This is a genomic window from Sinomonas sp. P10A9, from assembly GCF_041022165.1.
Classification (GTDB): domain Bacteria; phylum Actinomycetota; class Actinomycetes; order Actinomycetales; family Micrococcaceae; genus Sinomonas; species Sinomonas puerhi.
This window is the reverse complement of the sequence record NZ_CP163302.1, coordinates 4,063,526-4,081,439: the sequence shown is the minus strand read 5'-3', so window position 1 is coordinate 4,081,439 and position 17,914 is coordinate 4,063,526. Positions and strand designations below refer to the sequence as shown.

At 72.5% G+C, this 17,914-nt stretch carries 14 protein-coding genes; 9 read left to right on the top strand and 5 right to left on the bottom strand.

Annotation, left to right across the window (positions count from 1 at the left end):
* Positions 1–49 precede the first annotated feature (49 nt).
* From AB5L97_RS18745 to AB5L97_RS18720, 6 genes are read left to right on the top strand one after another with little or no spacing between them, the layout of a single operon-like run.
* A complete protein-coding gene (locus tag AB5L97_RS18745; RefSeq protein WP_307956291.1) occupies positions 50–1,414 on the top strand; it encodes an MFS transporter in 1,365 nt (454 codons plus the stop codon).
* Positions 1,414–2,328, top strand: coding sequence for a shikimate dehydrogenase (locus AB5L97_RS18740; RefSeq protein ID WP_369045833.1), 915 nt, complete (start codon positions 1,414–1,416; stop codon positions 2,326–2,328). Before AB5L97_RS18745 ends, AB5L97_RS18740 begins: the two co-directional genes overlap by 1 nt.
* An 11-nt stretch (positions 2,329–2,339) precedes the next feature.
* The gene (locus tag AB5L97_RS18735; RefSeq protein WP_369045832.1) at positions 2,340–3,431 is read left to right on the top strand and encodes a Gfo/Idh/MocA family protein; all 1,092 of its coding nucleotides are present in this window, start codon (positions 2,340–2,342) and stop codon (positions 3,429–3,431) included.
* A complete protein-coding gene (locus tag AB5L97_RS18730) occupies positions 3,428–5,626 on the top strand; it encodes an FAD-dependent oxidoreductase (protein ID WP_369045831.1) in 2,199 nt (732 codons plus the stop codon). The genes AB5L97_RS18735 and AB5L97_RS18730 overlap by 4 nt, the downstream gene beginning before the upstream one ends.
* Positions 5,623–6,543 (top strand): sugar phosphate isomerase/epimerase family protein, encoded by a 921-nt coding sequence (locus AB5L97_RS18725; protein ID WP_369045830.1) that lies wholly within the window; start codon positions 5,623–5,625, stop codon positions 6,541–6,543. Before AB5L97_RS18730 ends, AB5L97_RS18725 begins: the two co-directional genes overlap by 4 nt.
* Entirely contained in the window at positions 6,540–8,426 is a 1,887-nt protein-coding gene (locus AB5L97_RS18720; RefSeq protein WP_369045829.1) for an FAD-dependent oxidoreductase, read from the top strand. The genes AB5L97_RS18725 and AB5L97_RS18720 overlap by 4 nt, the downstream gene beginning before the upstream one ends.
* Before the next feature lie 135 nt (positions 8,427–8,561).
* Here the strand turns inward: AB5L97_RS18720 and AB5L97_RS18715 are convergent, their stop codons facing one another.
* Positions 8,562–9,401 carry an oxidoreductase gene (locus AB5L97_RS18715; protein WP_369045828.1) on the bottom strand — a complete coding sequence of 280 codons (840 nt, stop codon included), beginning with the start codon at positions 9,399–9,401 and terminating at the stop codon, positions 8,562–8,564.
* A gap of 156 nt (positions 9,402–9,557) precedes the next feature.
* Between AB5L97_RS18715 and AB5L97_RS18710 the strand changes: the two genes are divergently transcribed.
* The gene (locus tag AB5L97_RS18710) at positions 9,558–11,150 is read left to right on the top strand and encodes a Na+/H+ antiporter (RefSeq protein WP_369045827.1); all 1,593 of its coding nucleotides are present in this window, start codon (positions 9,558–9,560) and stop codon (positions 11,148–11,150) included.
* A gap of 31 nt (positions 11,151–11,181) precedes the next feature.
* On the opposite strand, the gene AB5L97_RS18705 is transcribed toward AB5L97_RS18710, so the two are convergent.
* Together AB5L97_RS18705 and AB5L97_RS18700 are read right to left on the bottom strand one after the other, a co-directional pair.
* Positions 11,182–12,063: an aldo/keto reductase gene (locus tag AB5L97_RS18705; RefSeq protein ID WP_369045826.1), complete on the bottom strand. Its 882-nt coding sequence runs from the start codon at positions 12,061–12,063 to the stop codon at positions 11,182–11,184.
* Entirely contained in the window at positions 12,056–13,480 is a 1,425-nt protein-coding gene (locus AB5L97_RS18700; protein ID WP_369045825.1) for an MFS transporter, read from the bottom strand. Before AB5L97_RS18700 ends, AB5L97_RS18705 begins: the two co-directional genes overlap by 8 nt.
* A 135-nt stretch (positions 13,481–13,615) precedes the next feature.
* On the opposite strand from AB5L97_RS18700, the gene AB5L97_RS18695 reads away from it, so the two are divergent.
* Both AB5L97_RS18695 and AB5L97_RS18690 read left to right on the top strand, forming a co-directional pair.
* A complete protein-coding gene (locus AB5L97_RS18695; RefSeq protein ID WP_369045824.1) occupies positions 13,616–14,635 on the top strand; it encodes an MTAP family purine nucleoside phosphorylase in 1,020 nt (339 codons plus the stop codon).
* On the top strand, positions 14,632–15,786 hold the full coding sequence (locus AB5L97_RS18690; protein ID WP_369045823.1) for an NAD-dependent epimerase/dehydratase family protein: 1,155 nt from the start codon (positions 14,632–14,634) through the stop codon (positions 15,784–15,786). The genes AB5L97_RS18695 and AB5L97_RS18690 overlap by 4 nt, the downstream gene beginning before the upstream one ends.
* A gap of 35 nt (positions 15,787–15,821) precedes the next feature.
* Here the strand turns inward: AB5L97_RS18690 and AB5L97_RS18685 are convergent, their stop codons facing one another.
* Together AB5L97_RS18685 and AB5L97_RS18680 are read right to left on the bottom strand one after the other, a co-directional pair.
* Positions 15,822–17,105 carry a sensor histidine kinase gene (locus AB5L97_RS18685; protein ID WP_369045822.1) on the bottom strand — a complete coding sequence of 428 codons (1,284 nt, stop codon included), beginning with the start codon at positions 17,103–17,105 and terminating at the stop codon, positions 15,822–15,824.
* Positions 17,105–17,830 (bottom strand): response regulator transcription factor, encoded by a 726-nt coding sequence (locus AB5L97_RS18680; protein WP_369045821.1) that lies wholly within the window; start codon positions 17,828–17,830, stop codon positions 17,105–17,107. Before AB5L97_RS18680 ends, AB5L97_RS18685 begins: the two co-directional genes overlap by 1 nt.
* Positions 17,831–17,914: the final 84 nt, after the last annotated feature.

The window sequence follows — 17,914 nt, the reverse complement described above, 5'->3', positions numbered from 1 at the left end:
TGCTGGATGAGCCAGTCGAACGTGACTGGCATCACCCGAAGGGATCACTATGTCAGCGTCGACATCCGCCGTACGCGCCCAGCACGGCAAAGCGCGCACCGCGGCCATCTCCGGTTTCCTTGGCAGCACGCTCGAGTACTACGACTTCTTCATCTTCGGCTCCGCTGCTGCCCTGTTCTTCGGGAAGCTGTTCTTCCCGGACGCGGGCGCCGCAAGCGAGCTGCTCTCGTTCGCGACCCTCGGCGTCGCGTACATCGCACGCCCCCTTGGGGCGATCATGTGGGGCCATTTCGGCGACCGCTTCGGCCGTAAGAACGTCCTCGTCCTGACCCTCGTCCTCATGGGGGCTTCGACGTTCCTCATCGGCTGCCTCCCGACCTACTCGGGCGTCGGGCTGGTCGCCCCCATCGCGCTCGTTGCGCTCCGCCTCGTCCAGGGCATCTCCGCCGGCGGCGAGTCGCCCGGCTCGAGCTCCCTGACCCTCGAGCACTCCCCCGAGGGGCGGCGCGCGTTCTTCACGAGCTTCACGATGAGCGGCATCCAGTTCGGCATCGTCATCTCGAGCCTCATCTTCATCCCGGTCACCATGCTCCCGCAGGAGGCACTCATGAGCTGGGGCTGGCGCGTGCCGTTCCTGCTCAGCGCCGTCGTCACACTCGTGGCCTTCTACCTCCGCCGCAGGCTCGAGGAGCCCGAGGTCTTCGAGGAGCTGAAGGACGACGCCAAGACCGCGGCCATCCCGCTCGTCGAGCTCTTCCGCAACGACTTCCCCAATGTCATCCGCGTGACCCTCGCCGCGCTCGTGACCATGGTGAACACCGTCTTCACGGTCTTCGCCCTCGCTTACGCCACTCAGGTCGTCAAGCTCGACAAGCCCATGATGCTCGTCGTCATCGCCGTGGCGAACCTCGTCACCGTCTTCACGCAGCCGATGTGGGCGCGCCTGTCCGACAAGATCGGCCGCAAGCCCGTATTCATCACCGGGACGATCGGCAGCGCGGTCCTCGTGTTCGCCTTCTTCACGGTCCTCGGCACGGGCAACTGGCCGCTCATCTTCCTCACCGCGATCGCCCTCACCGGCGTGTTCTACGCGATGCCCAACGGCGTGTACCCTGCCTACTTCCCCGAGCTGTTCCCGGCTCGCACCCGCTACTCGGGAATGGCCGTGAGCCTCATGCTCGGACTCCTCGTGGCTGGCTTCACCCCAGCGATCGGCACCGCCCTCACTGCGGGGAACCCCGCCAACTGGGGTCCCGTCGCTTGGATGACCGTCGGCTTCTGCGCGGTCGCTGCGGTCGGCGCCATGACGGCGCGCGAGACGTTCCGCACCCCGAAGGCCGAGCTCGGACTCAAGCCCGCGCGCCGGTCTGCAAGGGCAGTAGCGCACGACGCCGTCCAGGAGCCTGCCGCCTGATGCCCACCGCCTTCAGCTCCCGCCCCTCGAACCCCCACCTGATCGGCCTGATCGGCGCCAACGTCGGCGGCTCGCTCACTCCGCTCCTGCACGAGCGTGAGGCCGCCGCGCAGGGCCTGCGGCTCGCGTACCGCACGCTGGACATCGACGGGCTCGGCCTTTCCCCCGACGCCGCCGGGCAGCTCGCGCGCGACGCCGTCCGCCTCGGCTACACCGGCCTCAACGTGACCCACCCGTGCAAGCAGACGGTGATGACCGGCCTCGACGAACTGTCGGAGGACGCACGGGATCTCGGGGCGGTCAACACGGTGACTGTCGAGTCAGGAGCGCCAGACGGCGCTGGCGCCCCGCGGCTGGTCGGCCGCAACACGGATCACTCGGGCTTCCGCGCCGCGCTCTCCGCGGGCCTCCCGGGCGCGGCATTGGGGACGGTCGTCCTGGTCGGGGCTGGCGGGGCGGGGTCCGCCGTCGCGCACGCACTCGTCGCGGCGGGCACCCAGCACCTCCTGATCGCCGACGCCGACCCCTCCCGCGCCGCGGCCGTGGCCGTGCGTCTCGATCGTCACACGCAGGGACAACGGGTCACTGCGATCGCCCTCGACGAGGTGACGGACGCGCTCGTGGAGGCGGACGGCGTCGTCAACGCCACCCCGATCGGGATGGTGGGCCACCCGGGCACGCCCTTCGACGCCTCGGTCCTGACGCCGCGGCACTGGGTGGCCGACGTCGTCTACCGCCCGCTCGTCACCCAGCTTGTCAAGGCGGCCCTCGCCGTGGGTTGCCGGGTGCTCGACGGCGGGTGGCTCACCGTGGGCCAGGCCGCCGACGCGTTCGAGCTGTTCACCGGCCTCCCCGCCGACCGGGCACGGATGCGTGCCCACTTCCTCGACCTCGTCGCCGACCAGACTCTCTGAAAGGGCCCCCAGTGACCTCCCCTGCCAAGTACCGCGTCGGCATCGTCGGCTGCGGCGCCATCAGCCGCAACCACCTCGAGGCCTTCGCCGCGATCCCCGAGGCCACGGTCGTCGCGGTGTGCGACGTCGACGCCGACCGCGCCCGCGCCACCGCCTCGCAGTGGGGGATCGAGCACGCTTACGGCTCCGTCGAGGAGCTCCTCGCCGCGGGCATCGACATCGTTTCCGTGTGCACCCCGCATCCGACGCACGAGGAGGTGGTCCTCGCCGCGGCCGCGGCCGGCGCCCACGTGCTGTGCGAGAAGCCGATCGCGATCGACCTCGCCTCCGCCGAGCGGATGGTCGCCGCGTGCGACGCCGCCGGGGTGCGCCTGGGGGTCTTCTTCCAGCGCCGCTTCTGGCCGGCCGCGCAGCGCCTCCGGGCCGCCGTCGACGATGGCACGATCGGCCGCCCGATCCTCGGCCACGCCTCGGTGATCCTGCACCGCGACCCGTCGTACTACAGCGCGGCAGCGTGGCGTGGAACCTGGGCGACCGACGGCGGCGGCGTCCTCATGACCCAGGCCATCCACTACATCGACCTCCTCCAGTGGCTCATGGGCGAGGTCGTCGAGGTCCACGGGCACATCGCGACGTTCACCCACAGCATCGAGGTCGAGGACACGGCCGCCGCCGTCATCCGCTTCGCCTCCGGCGCCATCGCGACCCTGTCCGCGACGACCGCCGCGACCCCGAGCCTCGGCGTGAGCATCCGCATTACGGGCGAGACCGGCGCGACGGCCGAGCTCAGCGAGTTCCCCGAGGGCGCCGACGGCCGCGTGACCCTGTTCGCCCGTGGCGGGACGATCGAGTCCGAGCCCGTCCAGCCCGCCGGGGTCGACCCTAACGTGGACCTCGCCACCATCAACGGCCAGCTCATCCCGCACCACACCGCGCAGATCCGGGACTTCGTCTCTGCGCTCAGCGCGAATGACGGTGAGGGCCGCGAGCCCGCCATCACCGGCCCCGACGCGACCGCGGCCCTGAGAATCCTGCTCGCCGTGTACGAGTCGTCGCGCACCGGCCGCCCCGTCACCTTCTCCCGAGAGGACGCCCTCGCATGAACGCCCCCCAGAATCCGGCCAGCCGTCGCCTCGGCAGCGAGCCACTGACCCTCGGCCGCAACGGCCGCCCGCAGCGCACCCTCCGCAACCGGCTGTGGAGCTCGCCCATGGAGCGCAACTACGGAACCACGGACGGGCGCATCACCGAGCAGTACGCCGACTACCTCGTGACCCGCGCGAGGGCCGGGCTCGCCGTCGTGACCACCGAGGCCACGTATGTGCGCGCCGACGGCAAGGGCCGCACCCACCAGCTCGGCCTGCACGACGACGCCGTGATCCCGGGGTTCCGGACCCTCACCGACGCGATCCATGCGGAAGGCGCACTCGTCGCCGTCGAGATCAACCACGGCGGCCGCACCGCGCAGTCGGCCTCGACCGGGTTCCCGAACGTCGCGCCGTCGCCCGTGCCGTGCGAGGTCGCCGGCGGCGAGATGCCGCGCGCGCTCACCACGCAGGAGTGCCGCGAGGTGGCCGCGGGCTACGGCGAAGGGGCGCGCCGCGCCGTCGAGGCCGGGTTCGATGTCATCAGCATCCATGGGGGCCACGGGTACCTGATCCACCAGTTCATGTCCGCCCGAACCAACGGCCGCACCGACGAGTTCGGCGTCCCCGAGGCCTTCCCGAACCTCGTCATCGCGGCTGTCCGCGCCGCAGCCCCCGAGGCGATCGTGGGCATGCGCGTCTCGATGGTCGAGGGTGTCCCGGATGGACTGGACGCCGCGCAGACGCTCGACGTCGTCTCCCGCCTCGACCTCGACGCCCTCGACTTCCTCGACCTCTCCGCCGGCAGCTACGAGGCCGGCGAGTGGATCGTGCAGTCGGGGGAGTGGAAGCCCGGCGTCCTCGCCGAATACGCGCGCGCCTACCGCCGCTTCGGCCTCCCGCTCGGCCTGGCCGGACGGCTCAACTCTCCGGAGGCGATCGAGTCCGTCCTGGCCGCCGGAGACTCCGACTTCGTCTCCCTCGGCCGCGCGGTCCACGCGGACCCGCAGTTCGTGCCCGCGGTCCTTGGACACAGCGTCCTCGACCGCCGGGCCTACCGGCCGTGCATCGCGTGCAACGTGTGCATCGACAACCTCGGCCTCGGCCAGGTCACGTGCACCGTCAACCCAGCGGTCGGCCGCTCCCGGGTCCCCGTCCCGACGCCGCGTGTGCGCGGCGCCGAGGCGTCGCACGACGGCGGCACCGCACCCCGCGACGTCGTCCCCGCTGCCGCCGCGCCCCACGCGGTCGTCCTGGGTGCCGGGCCCGCAGGCCTGACCGCTGCGCGCGAGCTCGCGGAGGCCGGCGCGCGTGTGACCATCCTCGACGCGGCGGATCGGATCGGCGGGCAGTTCGGGCTCGCCGCGCGCATGCGCCCGACGCCGGACTTCCACCGCTACCTCGACTGGAACCGCGCCGAGATCGAGCGGCTCGGCATCACACTGAGCCTCGGTGCCCCGGTCGATGCCGACGGGCCACAGGCGCTTGCGGCCCTTGCACGCGACCACCGCGCGGATGCGATCGTCGTCGCGACGGGCGGGAAGCGTCCCCAGCCCGGCTTCCCCGTGACCGGCGCTGGTTCTCAGAGCGCGGCGCACGACGGCGTGCTCGACGTCCGCGACTGGCTCGCGGCCCACAGGGGGATCCTCGATGGCACCGATCCCGCGCCCGAGGCCGTGACGATCTGGGGCGCGGACTCCGTCGCGATGTCCGCCGCGGACACCCTCGCGACCCACGGCACGAGCGTTCTCCTCGTCGGGCCGGAGCAGGCCATCGCCCCCGAGTCCGGCCGCCGAGCCAAGATCCTCGCCGTCCCCCGGCTCGAGGCCAACCCGGGCGTGCGGATCGTGCTCGACTCCCGCATCGTCGAGGCCGAGGCGCCCGGCACCCTCTCCGGCCGCGTCCGAGTGGTCGGGGCGGGCGGCGAGCAGTGGCTCGACGCCCCGGGGCCCCTCCTCGTCTCGCGCGGCGTCGTTCCGCTCAGCGCCGCCGTCGACCTCGCGGGCCGCGAGGCCGCCCTGAGCCTGGGCGCTGGCGTTCCCGTGGTGCTCGCGGGGACCGTCGCCGACCCGCTGCCGCCCACGGCGTCGAACGCCATCAAGCACGGGTACGACGCCGCGCAGCGCCTCGCCCAGTACCTTGCCGCCGGCATCTCGCCGTCCGGACCGGACACCCGCACTCCGACCCGCTCCTTGGAAGGAGCCCTCGCATGACAGCCTCCCCGCAGCCGTCCGTGGCGAAGCGAGAGGTAGGCCTGGCCCAGCTCTCGCTCCTCGACACGGCGCCGCCTGACCTCGTGCTCATCGCGGCAGAGGCCGGGTTCGACTTCATCGGCGCCCGAGTGCGTCCCGTGACGCGGACCGAGCGCAAGTACGACCTGTCGCCCGGTTCCCCGATGCTCGCCGAAACCCTCGCGAACGTCCGGTCGACCGGGGTCCGCGTCCTCGACACGGAGTTCCTCCTGATCGACGGCACGAACGGCGCCGGCGCGCCCGCATCACCCGATGCCGCGCGCGGCCGGGCCGACGGCCAGCGCGACGCGTGGCTCCCCATGCTCGAGGCAGCGCGCGCCCTCGGCGCAGAGACCCTGACGGTCGCAGCGGCGGACCCGGACCCCGTCCGCTTCGCCGAAACCCTCGCCCTCCTCGCCGAGGACGGTCGCGAGTTCGGCATCACCCCCACGCTCGAGCCCATCTCCTACCAGCGCATCAACTCGCTCGCCTCCGCCGCCGCGGCCGCGCGGGCCGCCGGGGCGAGGGTCGTCGTCGACACGCTGCACTTCCGGCGCTTCGGGGGTGCGCTCGAGGAGCTCGCCGCCATGGCCGATCTCGTGCCCATGCTGCAGCTCTGCGACGCCCCCGCCGCGCGTCCCGCGGACCGCGAGGGCCTCATCCACGAGTCCCGCGCCGCCCGTCTCGCCCCCGGCGAGGGCGGACTCAACCTGGCCGAGATCGTCGCGGCGCTGCCGAGCGGCACCCCGGTGAGCGTCGAGGCGCCGTCTCCCGCCGACGTCGTGCGCCTCGGCGAGCTCGGCTGGGCCCGGCACCTCAAGCGGGCCGCGGACCGTGTCCTTGAGGAAGCCCACACCCTGATCCCGTCTTCCGCAGAATCGAACGGAGCCACCCGATGAACGCCCAGCCCACACCTGCTGCCGAGAACGGCACGGTCGAGACCGACGTCCTGGTCATCGGCTCCGGAGCCGGCGGTCTCGCCGCGGCGGTGACGGCCGCCTACCACGGGCTGCGCGTCGTCGTCGTCGAGAAGGCCGACGTGTGCGGCGGCGCGACCGCGTGGTCCGGCGGCTGGGCGTGGACTCCCGGGAACCCCCTCGCGAAGGCAGACGGCGTGGACGAGGACCCCGAACTGTTCCGCACCTACCTCCGCCACCGGCTCGGAGAACGGTACGACGGCGCGCGCATCGACGCGTTCCTCGAGGCGGTCCCGCACATGGTCGGCTTCTTCGAGGAGAAGACCCGGCTCCAGTTCACGCCCGGGGCCAAGATCCGGGACATCTACGGCAAGACCCCGGGCGCCGGGACCGGCCACCGCTCCGTGGGCCCCGCGCCCCTCGACGCCAGGCGGCTCTCGCCGCGCGTCCGGAAGCTCCTGCGCGGACAGCTGTACGAGACGTCGTTCCTGGGCATGGGCATCATGGCCGGGCCGGATCTGGCCAAGATCCTCTCCGCATCGCAGGGCAGCCTGCCGGGCCTCGCGTACTCGGCGTGGCGGGTGGGGCGGCACCTGCTCGACCTGGCCGTGCACCGTCGCGGGATGCACCTCGTCAACGGGACTGCGCTCGTGGGACGGCTGCTGCAGAGCGCCGACGACCTCGGCGTCGAGGTGCGCGTGTCGACGCCGGCCGTCCGGCTCCTCACCGCGGACGCGGCTGCTCATGGCGGCGAGCACGACGGCGGGCGGGACGACGGCGGGCGGGTCGCCGGCGCCGTCGTGCGCGGTGTCCGGCCTGACGGATCTGAGGTGGAGTACGAGATCCGCGCCGCGCGCGGCGTCGTTCTTGCGGCGGGCGGGTTCCCGAACGACGTCGAGCGGCGGCGCGAGCTGTTCCCGAAGACGCCCACGGGCCGCGAGCACTGGACGCTCGCCCCGAAGGAGACCACCGGCGACGGCATCACCCTCGGCGAGTCCGTCGGTGCGCTGTTCCAGACGGACGTCGAGTCGGCTGCGGCGTGGTGCCCCGTCTCCCTCGTCCCGTACACGGTCGGGAAGGCCCCTGCGTTCGGGCGGAACGGCGTGTTCCCGCACATCATGGACCGCGCGAAGCCCGGCTCGATCGGGGTACGTCGGGACGGCAAGCGGTTCGTCAACGAGGCCAACGGATACTACGACTATGTCTCCGGGCTCATTGCGGCGACGCCCGAGGGCGATGCGGTCGAATCGTGGCAGATCGCCGACTCGCGGTTCGTGCGCAAGTACCCGCTGGGGATGGCCAAGCCGCTGCCCGTGCCGCTGTTCCCGTACGTTCGCAACGGGTACCTCGTGAAGGGCCGGACGCTCGAGGAACTCGCGGCCAAGTGCGGGATCGACCCGGCCGGGCTGCGCGAGACCGTCGAGCGGTTCAACGAGAACGCCCGCCTCGGCGTGGACCCCGAGTTCGAGCGCGGCGAGACCGAGTTCAACCGCTATGGCGGCGACGCGAAGGTGGGGCCGAACCCGTCACTCGCGCCGATCGAGAAGGGCCCGTTCTACGCGGTCAAGGTGGTCCCGGGGTCCTTCGGGACGTTCGCGGGCCTCGCCGCGGATGGCCGCGCGCGGGTGCTGCGCGCCGATGGGTCCGCGATTGCCGGCCTCTTCGTGGCTGGCAACGACCAGGCCAACATCATGGGCGGCTTCTACCCGGCCGGCGGCATCAACCTCGGGCCGGCGCTCACGTTCGGGTACGTCGCAGGCCGCGAGCTCGCCGGCGCGGAGGTGTACGAGGACAGCGGGACGGTGCCGGCTGGCCGGGATCACGTTCGGTCCTGCGGCGCCGGGTCGGTCGCCGGCACCGCCTGACCCCCTGGATTCCGCGTCGGTTCCTGCTCGCTGCGAGCCCCACACGGGGCCCGGATCCCCGACACGCCGGGAATCCGGGCCCGCGCCACGGCCAGACCGAGCAGGAACGGACGCAGCGAGGCTACCGCCCCGCGCTCAGCCGTCGAATCCCGTCGACGCGCTCACCGACTCCCACGCGGCGACCTCGGCGGCCTGCGCCGCGGCCGCTGCGCGGTATCCGGCGAGCGCGTCCTGCCCCAGGAGGAGGAACGCGGGCGTTTCCTCGGCCTCGACGGCCGCGATGATCGCCTGCGCGGCCCTGGCGGGGTTGCCGGGCTGCGTCCCGTGGTAGGTGTCGTGCTCCTTGCGGCGCAGGCCGGCCGTTTCGGCGTAGTCCTCGATCGGCGCCGGGGACTGGGTCAGGGAGCGGCCCGCGAAGTCAGTGCGGAATCCGCCCGGCTCCACGGCGGTCACCGAGATCCCCAGTGGTGCGAGCTCCTTCTGCGCGGAGCCCGAGATTCCCTCGAGTGCGGCCTTCGTGGCCGAGTAGAACCCCGAGCCGGGAGGGCACAGGCGCGCACCGATCGAGGAGATGTTCACGATCGCCCCCGAACGCCGCGCCCGCATCCCCGGCAGGACGGCCTTCATCATCGCGACGGGCCCGAACACATTGGTCGCGAACAGGCGGGCGACATCGGCGTCTTCGCCCTCTTCGACGGCCGAGCGGTACCCGTACCCGGCGTTGTTGACGAGCACGTCGACCTGTCCGAACCGCTCTTCGGCGGCAGCGACGGCCGCGGCGACCTGTGCCGCATCGGTGACGTCGAGGGAGAGGGCGAGGGCGGCGTCGGGGTGGGCGTCGGCGAGGCCGGCAACCGAGCCGGCGTCGCGCGCGGTCACGACGGCGCGGTCTCCCTGCGCGAGGACTGCCTCGGCGAGCGCGCGGCCGAGGCCGGTTGAGCAGCCGGTGATGAACCAGACGGGTGTGCCAGTCATGGGTGTTCCTTCCGAAGGTTGGTTGGCCAGAGTCCCAGTCAACCCGCCGAAGCCTCAGCGTGGGAGGTGCCGCTGATCGGTGTACCGGCAGTACCTCCCCAAGCGGGCAGACACGGCGTACATTCGGTGGCACACCTCGGACCCGGAGGAAGGGCCATGCTCGGTCTGGAACTCATCGTCGCCTTGGGCGCGGCGGTCGTCCTCGGGAGCCTGCTGGCGCCGCGGCTGAGGATCAGCCAGCCGGTGGTCCTGATCGCCTGCGGCCTCGCGCTGAGCCTCATCCCCGTGTTCCGTGGAGTCGGCCTGCCCCCGGAGACCGTCCTGCTGCTGTTCCTCCCGGTGCTCCTGTACTGGGAGAGCCTCACGACGTCGCTGCGCGAGATCCGCCGGTTCATCCGCGGCATCATGCTCTCGGCCACGCTCCTCGTGGTGGTCACGGCGGCCGCCGTCGCCGCCGTCGCGCACGCGCTAGGAGTCGACTGGGGCTCCGCGTGGATCCTCGGCGCGGCGGTGGCCCCGACCGACGCGACCGCCGTCGCCGCCCTCGGCCGCGCACTCCCGCGGCGCCAGCTCACCACGCTGCGCGCGGAGAGCCTCGTCAACGACGGCACAGCGCTCGTCATCTACGGTGTCGCGCTCAGCGCCGCGGCCGGGGGCGGCGCCTTCAGCCCGCTCCTCGTGACCGCCGACTTCCTCTACTCCTTCCTCGGCGGCGCGGCCGTGGGGGTCGCGGTGGGCTGGGCGATGCTCGAGGGCCGCAAGCGGATCGACAACGCGATGGTCGGCAACGCAGCCACGCTCCTGACCCCGTTCGCCGCGTTCCTCGGCGCCGAGCTCATCCACGCCTCGGCGGTCCTGGCCGTCGTTGCGTGCGGCCTGTACCTCTCGCAGGCGGCCCCGCTGGCCATCTCGGCGTACACGCGCCAGCAGACCGTCGCGGTCTGGTCGCTCGCGAGCTTCATGCTCAACGGCGCGCTGTTCGTGCTCGTGGGCCTGCAGCTGCCCGTGTCGGCGGCGGGGCTCTGGGCCTCCGAGGGCCGCGCCAACGGGCAGGCGATCGGGCAGATCCTCCTCGTCGGCGTCGCGGTGTACGCGACGATCCTGCTGACGCGCCTCGCGGTCCTGATCCTCTCCGCCTACGTGATCCGCGCCGTCGACCGCCGCCCGTACCAGCGCCAGCTGCGCACCACGAACCGCGCGAGGGTGATGAGCACGACGGCGGGCTTCCGCGGCGCGGTTTCGCTCGCCGTCGCACTCTCGATCCCCGACGCCGGCCAGTACCCTCAGCGGGACGCGATTGTGTTCCTCACGGCCTTCGTGGTGGTCGCGTCCCTCGTGGTCCAGGGGCTCGCCCTGCCGAGGGTGATCCGGTGGGCGCGGATCCCAGAGGACACGTCAGTGACCCAGGAGCTCCTGCTCGCCAAGCGCACCGCGGCCGAGGAGGCATTCCGTGCGCTGCCGGACCTTGCGCGAGAGCTCCGGATCGACGACGACGTCCTCGAACGCATCCACGCCGAGTACGACGAGCACCTCGCAGCCATGAACGCCGGCTTCGACGACAGTGACGACCCCGCGATCGTCAGGACGCGCCAGTACACGCGGCTGCGTCTGGCGCTCCTGGGCCACAAGCGCGCCACGGTGGTCCGCCTCCGCGACGCCCGCACGATCGACGACACGGTCCTGCGCATCATCCAGGCGCAGCTCGACGCGGAGGAGCTGCGCCTCGCGCGGCCGCAGGAGACGGAGTGACCGGCAACGCGCCGCTCAGGTTGTCAGCAGCTCACTCCGGAAGGCGGGCCTCGTTCAGCCGCGTGACCTGAACGGGGTCGCGGTGGTCGAAGAAGGCGCTCACCCCGGTGTCGAGGCCCGAGATCCGGGTCATCTCATCCTCGGAGAGCACAAACCCGAACACGTCGAAGTTCTCGCGGATCCGCTCGGTCCGCACGGACTTGGGGATCGCCACGACCCCGCGCTGCACGAGCCAGCGAAGCACCACCTGCGCCACTGACCTGCCGTGCGCGGCGCCGATCCCTGTGAGCGTCGGGTTGGTGAAGAGCGCGTTGCGTCCCTCTGCGAACGGGCCCCACGACTCGATCTGGACTCCGTGCTCGCGCATGAGCACCTGGTAGTCGGTCCGCTGGAAGAACGGGTGCGTCTCGATCTGGTTGACGGCCGGGACCACCTCGTTGTGCTGGATGAGGTCCACGAGCCGGTCCGGGTAGAAGTTGCTCACGCCGATGGCCCGCACGAGCCCCTCGCTGTACAGCTCCTCCATGGCACGCCACGAGCCGTAGTAGTCCCCGAGCGGCTGGTGGATGAGGTACAGGTCGAGGTAATCGAGGTCAAGCTTCTTCAGGGACTTCGCGAACGCGGCCTTGGTCGCCTCGTAGCCGGCGTCCTGGACCCAGAGCTTGGTCGTGATGAAGAGGTCCTCCCGGGGGACCCCGCTTGCGGCAACCGCGCGGCCCACGGCGTCCTCGTTCAGATATGCCGCTGCTGTGTCGATCAGCCGGTAGCCGGTGTCGAGGGCGGCGACCACGGAGCGCTCGCACTCGCCGGGGTCCGGGACCTGGAAGACGCCGAAGCCGAGGGCCGGCATCTCCACGCCGTTGTTGAGTGTGACCGTCGGGACCGTGCTCGTACGGGCGGTGGATTCAGACATGGGCTTCCTTCCGGGCAGGGGCGGCACGCCGGGCGGCGAGCTCGCGGGGGGCGATGAGGAGAAGCACGACGGCGAGGGCTGCTGCGAGCATGGCTGTCCCGCCAGCGTAGGCGGTCGCCACCTCGCGGGCCAGAGTGCCGGTACCGGCCCCGGCGGTCACGAGAACCGCCACGCCGAGCGAGCTTCCGAGCTGGTGTGCGGTGTTGACGAGTCCCGAGCCGGCGCCGGCGTCTGCCGCATGGAGGCCCGCGATCCCGGCCGCCGTGAGCGGCCCGAACGCGAGACCCTGGCCGATGCCGACGAGCACCATCGGCAGCGCAACTGCCGTCGCATACGGGGTCGAGGGCGTGACCTGCGCGAGCCACGCGATCCCCGCGAGGGTGAACGCGAGGCCCACGGCGAGCAGCGCCGCATTGCCGAATCGCCGGGTCAGGCGCGCCACGAACACCGCGACGGCGAAGTTCACCACGGTCATGGGGAAGAATGCGACGCCGGCCTCGAGCGGCGTGAACCCATAGACGCCCTGGAGGAACTGGGTCGTGAAGTAGAAGAACCCAATCATCGTGCCCGCGAACAGCATGCGGGCCACATACGCGCCGGTCCGCTCGCGGCTCGCGAAAAGCCGCAGCGGCATGATCGGCTGCGCGGCCCGCGCTTCGTTCAGCACGAGCGCGGCAAGCAGCACACCGCCCACCATGAGAGGCACGACGACGGCGGGCGCCGCCCAGCCGGCGTCGCCTGCCAGATCCGGGTCCCCCGAGGCGACGATTCCGAACACGAGCGAGCCCACTCCCAGAGTGGAGAGCACGGCGCCAGCGGTGTCGAACCGGCCACGCGCGGAGGCGGATGCCGGGATGGTCCGCACCGCGGCCCATGCGAGCGCGGCCCCGATGGGGACGTTGATCAGGAAGCCGGCGCGCCACGAGACCCATTGGGCGAGGGCACCGCCCACCACAAGGCCCACGCTCGCCCCGATCCCGGCCACGGCGCCGTAGGCCGCGACGGCGCGCGTGCGCTCCGGCCCGGGCTCAAAATGGGCGGTGAGCAGGGAGAGGGCTGTCGGCGCGACGACGGCGGCGCCGACGCCTTGGACGGCCCGCGCGGCGATGAGACACCAGCCCGCCGGGGCGAGGCCTACAAGGGCCGACGCCACGCCGAAGAGCGCCAGACCGGCGACGAAGACGCGCCGTCGGCCGAGGAGGTCACCGGCGCGGGCGCCCAGGAGCAGGAGGCCGCCGAACACGAGGGTGTACGCGTTCTGCACCCACGAAAGGTCGGTGTCGGTCAGGCCCATGGCCGCCTGGATCTGCGGCAGGCCGGTGAAGATGATCGAGTTGTCCAGGATGATCATGAAGTAGCTGACGAGGATGATCGCCAGCAACGGTCGTGTGGTGGGGCGGTGGGGAGCATGTGGCACCCTTCAAGTTCAGCGTCTCGTGGCGCGCTGTGGCAGTGGCGGGTTATCCGTGTACTGGCAGGCCACCCTTGGGACGTCACGGAACCGTAAGGCGTGAGGGGCGGATCGCCGGGCGTCCGCGGGCACGATGGTCTCGTGGAATCCGTGAATGACCATCCTTTCCGGGCGCGCGTTGCGATCATCGGCGGCTCCGGCCTCTACAGGCTCCCCGGGGCTGACCGCGTTGCAGAGATCGAGACCCCTTATGGGCCAGCGTCGGCCCCGATCTCCCTCATCGGGGGTCGCCGGCCCGGGGACCACGGGCCGGACGGCCCAGCGGTCGCCTTTCTGCCGCGCCACGGCAGCGGCCACTCGGTCGCGCCGCGGCAGGTCAACTACCGGGCCAACCTGTGGGCGCTCAAGAGCCTTGGCGTGGAGGCCGTCTTCGCGACCGCGGCGTGCGGTTCCCTCGTGCCAGAGCTCGCCCCCGGCTCGTTCGTCCTGCCGGACCAGTTCATCGACCGCACCTGGGGCCGCGCGGACACCTTCTTCGACGGCACCGGCCCCGGCGCGGCGGCTGGCGTCCAGCATCTCTCCGCCGCGGACCCCTACTGCCCCGGTCTCCGGGACGTGCTCGCGTCCGCGCTCGCGGACGCGCGGATCCCGTATGCGGCCTCTGGCACCATGGCCGTCATCAATGGCCCCCGGTTCTCCACCCGCGCCGAGTCCCGCGCGCTGGCCCAGACGGGCGCCGAGCTCGTGGGGATGACCCAGTACCCGGAGGCGGTCCTCGCCGCCGAGCTCGGCATGGGCTACGCAGCGCTGGCCTTCGTCACCGATTCCGACGCCGGCGCCTCCGCTGGTGAGGCCGTCACCGCCGAGGCCGTCTGGGAGCGCCTAGCGGGCGCCAGCCTGGTCTTCGAGCGAGTCCTCCTCGCGGCGGCCCGCCTGGTCCCCGAGGGATACGCGCCGCGGAAGCTCTTGCCGGACGAGGCCGTCGCCCGGCTCATGGCGGCCGCGGCTGCCTCGCCGGATCCCGGTCTGCTCGCGACTGGCCGGCCAGCGGCCACCGGCGGAGTGGCAGCTGGCATGGTGCCCACGCCCCCCGCGGCGTCCGTGCCCGCCGCACCTGCGCCCGCTGCACCCGCGCCCGGCCGCGTGGCGGTGCGGCGATGAGGCTCCTCCTGACCGGCGGATTGGGCTTCATCGGGTCGGCGGTGGTGCGCGCCGCGGCGGCCGAGGGCTGGGACGTCACGGTGCTCGACGCCGCTGTGCTCGACGCCGTCGTGCCCGCCTCAGTGCCTGGCTCGCTGCCGGACGGCGTCACGGCGGTGCGCGGCGACGCCGGGGACCCCGCAGCGCTCGAGCGGGTCCTGCCGGGGACCGACGTTGTCTGCCACCTCGCGGCGAAGGTCGGGCTCGAGCTCGGGATCGCCGACGCCCCTGCGTACGTGGGTGCGAACGATCTCGCGACGGCGCAGCTTGTGGCCGCGATGGCCCGCCACGACGTGCGCGGCCTGGTCCTCGCGTCCTCGATGGTCGTCTACGGGGAGGGCGCCTACGTTCACCCGGCGGACGGCCGTCCGGTGCGGCCAGCGCCGCGCCGCGAACGCGACCTCGCCGCCGGTCTGTTCGACCCGCGGGACGCCCACGACGGCGAGGTCCTCCTCCCGGCTCTCACCACCGAGGACGCGCCCACCGACCCCCGCAGTGTCTACGCGCTCACCAAGCTCGCGCAGGAGCACCTCGCGGCGGCCTGGGCCCGCTCGACCGGAGGAACGGCCATCGCGCTGCGCTACCACAACGTCTACGGCCCGGGCCTTCCGCGCGACACCCCGTACGCGGGGGTCGCGGCGCTGTTCGCCTCGGCCGTGGCGCGCGGCGAGGCGCCGCTCGTCTTCGAGGACGGACGCCAGCGCCGCAGCTTCGTCCACGTGGACGACGTCGCGCAGGCCACCATCGCCGCGATCCGAGCCATTGCGGGGTCTTTGGTGCGCGTTGAGGGGTCTTTGGCGAGCGTTGAGGGGTCTTTGGCGCGCGGCGAAGGACCGCGGGCCCTCCTCAAGGCATCGGCGACGCCCGGCCCGGCGATCCGGGTGTTCAACGTCGGCGGCCCGTCGGTGCAGACGATCCTGGACGTGGCCGAGGCGATCTCGGCGCCCGCCGGTATCCGCCCGGTCGTCACCGGCCGCTACCGCGCGGGGGACGTCCGGCACATCACGGCAAGCTCCGCCGCGATCACTGCCGAGCTCGGCTGGCGTCCCCGCATCGGCTTTGCCGATGGCATGCGGTCCCTCGCCGAGTCGCTGGTTTCCGCTGGCCGCTGACGTCCGCATGCCACCGAGGGGCACGGCGCCGAGGGTCACGGTTCCGCAGAAAGCCGCCCCGCGCCGTCGTGCGCTGTCTCGTGGGGGCTATAGCGAATGCCGGGAGCCGTCTGGTCCAGCGGGAAGGCGAGCGTGAAGCGGCAGCCGCCGTCGCGGTTCTCCACCGCAACGGTTCCGCCATGTGCGCGCAGGATCCCGGCCACGACGCTCAGACCCACGCCTGCCCCGGCGAAAGGCGAGCCGCTCGGTGGCGAGCCCGCCGCCGTCATGCCCGCCGCCGTCGAACCTGCGCCGACGAACGGCGCCCCGCCCGGCCCTCGCGTCCGCGACGCCGACTTTCGCCAGCCGGGGTCGAAGAGCCGCGGCAGGTCCTCGGCGCCGATACCGCCGCACGTGTCCTGGACCCACACCTCGCCGGTCCCGCCCGCGCCGGGCCCGAGGCCCACGGTGACCGTGCCGCCCTCGATGCTGTACATGACCGCGTTGAGCACCACGTTCTTCAGCGCGCGGCTCGCGGTGCGCGCATCGGCGAGGACCCGGCACGACGCCGAGGGGCCGCCGCCCAGCGTGACGCCGCGCTGGGCGGCGAGGGGCGCGAGCTCGGCCATGACGTCGCTCGCGAGGTCGTAGAGTTCGAGCGGCTCGGCGTGGATCACGAGGGTGCCCGCCTCGAGGGTGGAGAGCTCGAGGAGGTCATTGACCATGGAGGCCATGTGGTCCGTCTCGGTGATCATGCGGCGGTGGTAGTCGGCGGCGTCTGTCGCAACGCCGTCGTCGAGGGCCTCGGCCATGGCCCGCACGGCCGCGAGCGGGGTGCGGAGGTCGTGGGAGATCCACGTGACGAGCTCCCGCCGCGCGGACTCGATGGCGGCCTCGCGCGCGCGGGACTCGTCCAGGCTGCGGCTCGTGTGGGCCAACTCGCCCGCGAGGGCGGCCAGTTCGGCGCTGCCGGCGTCGGAGGGCCGGGGCCCGCCGGTGATCACCTCGCCGCGGCCGATCCGCGCGGCGTCGGCAATCAGGCGCGAGGTCGAGCGGGAGAGCCGGAGCCCCAGCACGAGGGACATCGCGATGGCCACCGCCGCCGCGAGCGCGAGGATGAGCCACAGGACCGAGAGGTCGGCCTCGGAGATGGCCATGCCGTTGAGCGCCGTCGCGATGCCCGCGATGAACACCCCCGCCGTCGCGGCCACGACGAGCACGAGCTGCACCCAGAACGGCGCCCGGCGCGCGAGGCGCTGGAGGCCGAGGCTCGCGGCCGTGATGAGCACGGACCAGCCCAGGAGCCAGCCGAGGATCCCGACCACCGCGGAGGCGGCCATCACGCGCCGCCGTCGAAGCGGTAGCCGACGCCCCACACGGTGGTTAGGAGCGTGGGGTTCTTCGGGTCGTCCTCGATCTTCTCCCGGAGCCGGCGCACGTGCACGGTCACGGTGGAGAGGTCTCCGAACGTCCAGTCCCACACCGATCGGATGAGGTCCTCCCGGCTGAACGCCTGGCCCGGGTGGCGGAGGAAGAAGGCGAGCAGGTCGAATTCCCGCAGCGTGAGGGCGAGGGGCTCGCCCCGGCGCGTCGCGGTGCGCGAGCCGGGATCGAGGCGGATCCCGCCGCCCTCCACGGTCGGCTCGGGATCGAAGTCCTTGAGGCTGCGCCGCAGCACGGACTCGACCCGCAGCACGAGCTCGCGTGGGGAGAACGGCTTGGTGATGTAGTCGTCGGCGCCGGCCTCGAGCCCGGCGATCCGGTCGTCCTCCGTGCCGAGCGCCGTGAGCATGATGACCGGGACATCCGTCGCGGCGCGCAGCCGCCGGCAGACTTCGGCGCCGTCGAGGCCGGGGATCATGCGGTCCAGGAGGATGAGGTCCGGCGTGCGGGTGGCCGCGAGGTGCATCGCGGTGAACGCGTCGTGGGCCACGTCCACCTGGAACCCGGCCTGCAGCAGGTACCCGCGGACCACGTCGGCGAGCGTCAGCTCGTCCTCGACGACGAGGATGCGTCGGTTGCCGAGCGGCGTGGCGGCGGGTGGGCGTGGTCGGTCGGTGCTCACCCTCGCAGGATAGGCCCGCTCGCGGCGGAGCGGACCGGGCGGGCGGTGCCCGGGGGCATCGGTCAGCGTTCCGTAAGGATATTC

Bases quoted from the DNA above. Each gene is read 5' to 3' on its own strand.
- AB5L97_RS18745 (WP_307956291.1), top strand. From the start codon at position 50: ATGTCAGCGTCGACATCCGCCGTACGCGCCCAGCACGGCAAAGCGCGC.
- AB5L97_RS18740 (WP_369045833.1), top strand. From the start codon at position 1,414: ATGCCCACCGCCTTCAGCTCCCGCCCCTCGAACCCCCACCTGATCGGC.
- AB5L97_RS18730 (WP_369045831.1), top strand. From the start codon at position 3,428: ATGAACGCCCCCCAGAATCCGGCCAGCCGTCGCCTCGGCAGCGAGCCA.
- AB5L97_RS18725 (WP_369045830.1), top strand. From the start codon at position 5,623: ATGACAGCCTCCCCGCAGCCGTCCGTGGCGAAGCGAGAGGTAGGCCTG.
- AB5L97_RS18720 (WP_369045829.1), top strand. From the start codon at position 6,540: ATGAACGCCCAGCCCACACCTGCTGCCGAGAACGGCACGGTCGAGACC.
- AB5L97_RS18715 (WP_369045828.1), bottom strand. From the start codon at position 9,401: ATGACTGGCACACCCGTCTGGTTCATCACCGGCTGCTCAACCGGCCTC.
- AB5L97_RS18710 (WP_369045827.1), top strand. From the start codon at position 9,558: ATGCTCGGTCTGGAACTCATCGTCGCCTTGGGCGCGGCGGTCGTCCTC.
- AB5L97_RS18705 (WP_369045826.1), bottom strand. From the start codon at position 12,063: ATGTCTGAATCCACCGCCCGTACGAGCACGGTCCCGACGGTCACACTC.
- AB5L97_RS18690 (WP_369045823.1), top strand. From the start codon at position 14,632: ATGAGGCTCCTCCTGACCGGCGGATTGGGCTTCATCGGGTCGGCGGTG.
- AB5L97_RS18685 (WP_369045822.1), bottom strand. From the start codon at position 17,105: ATGGCCGCCTCCGCGGTGGTCGGGATCCTCGGCTGGCTCCTGGGCTGG.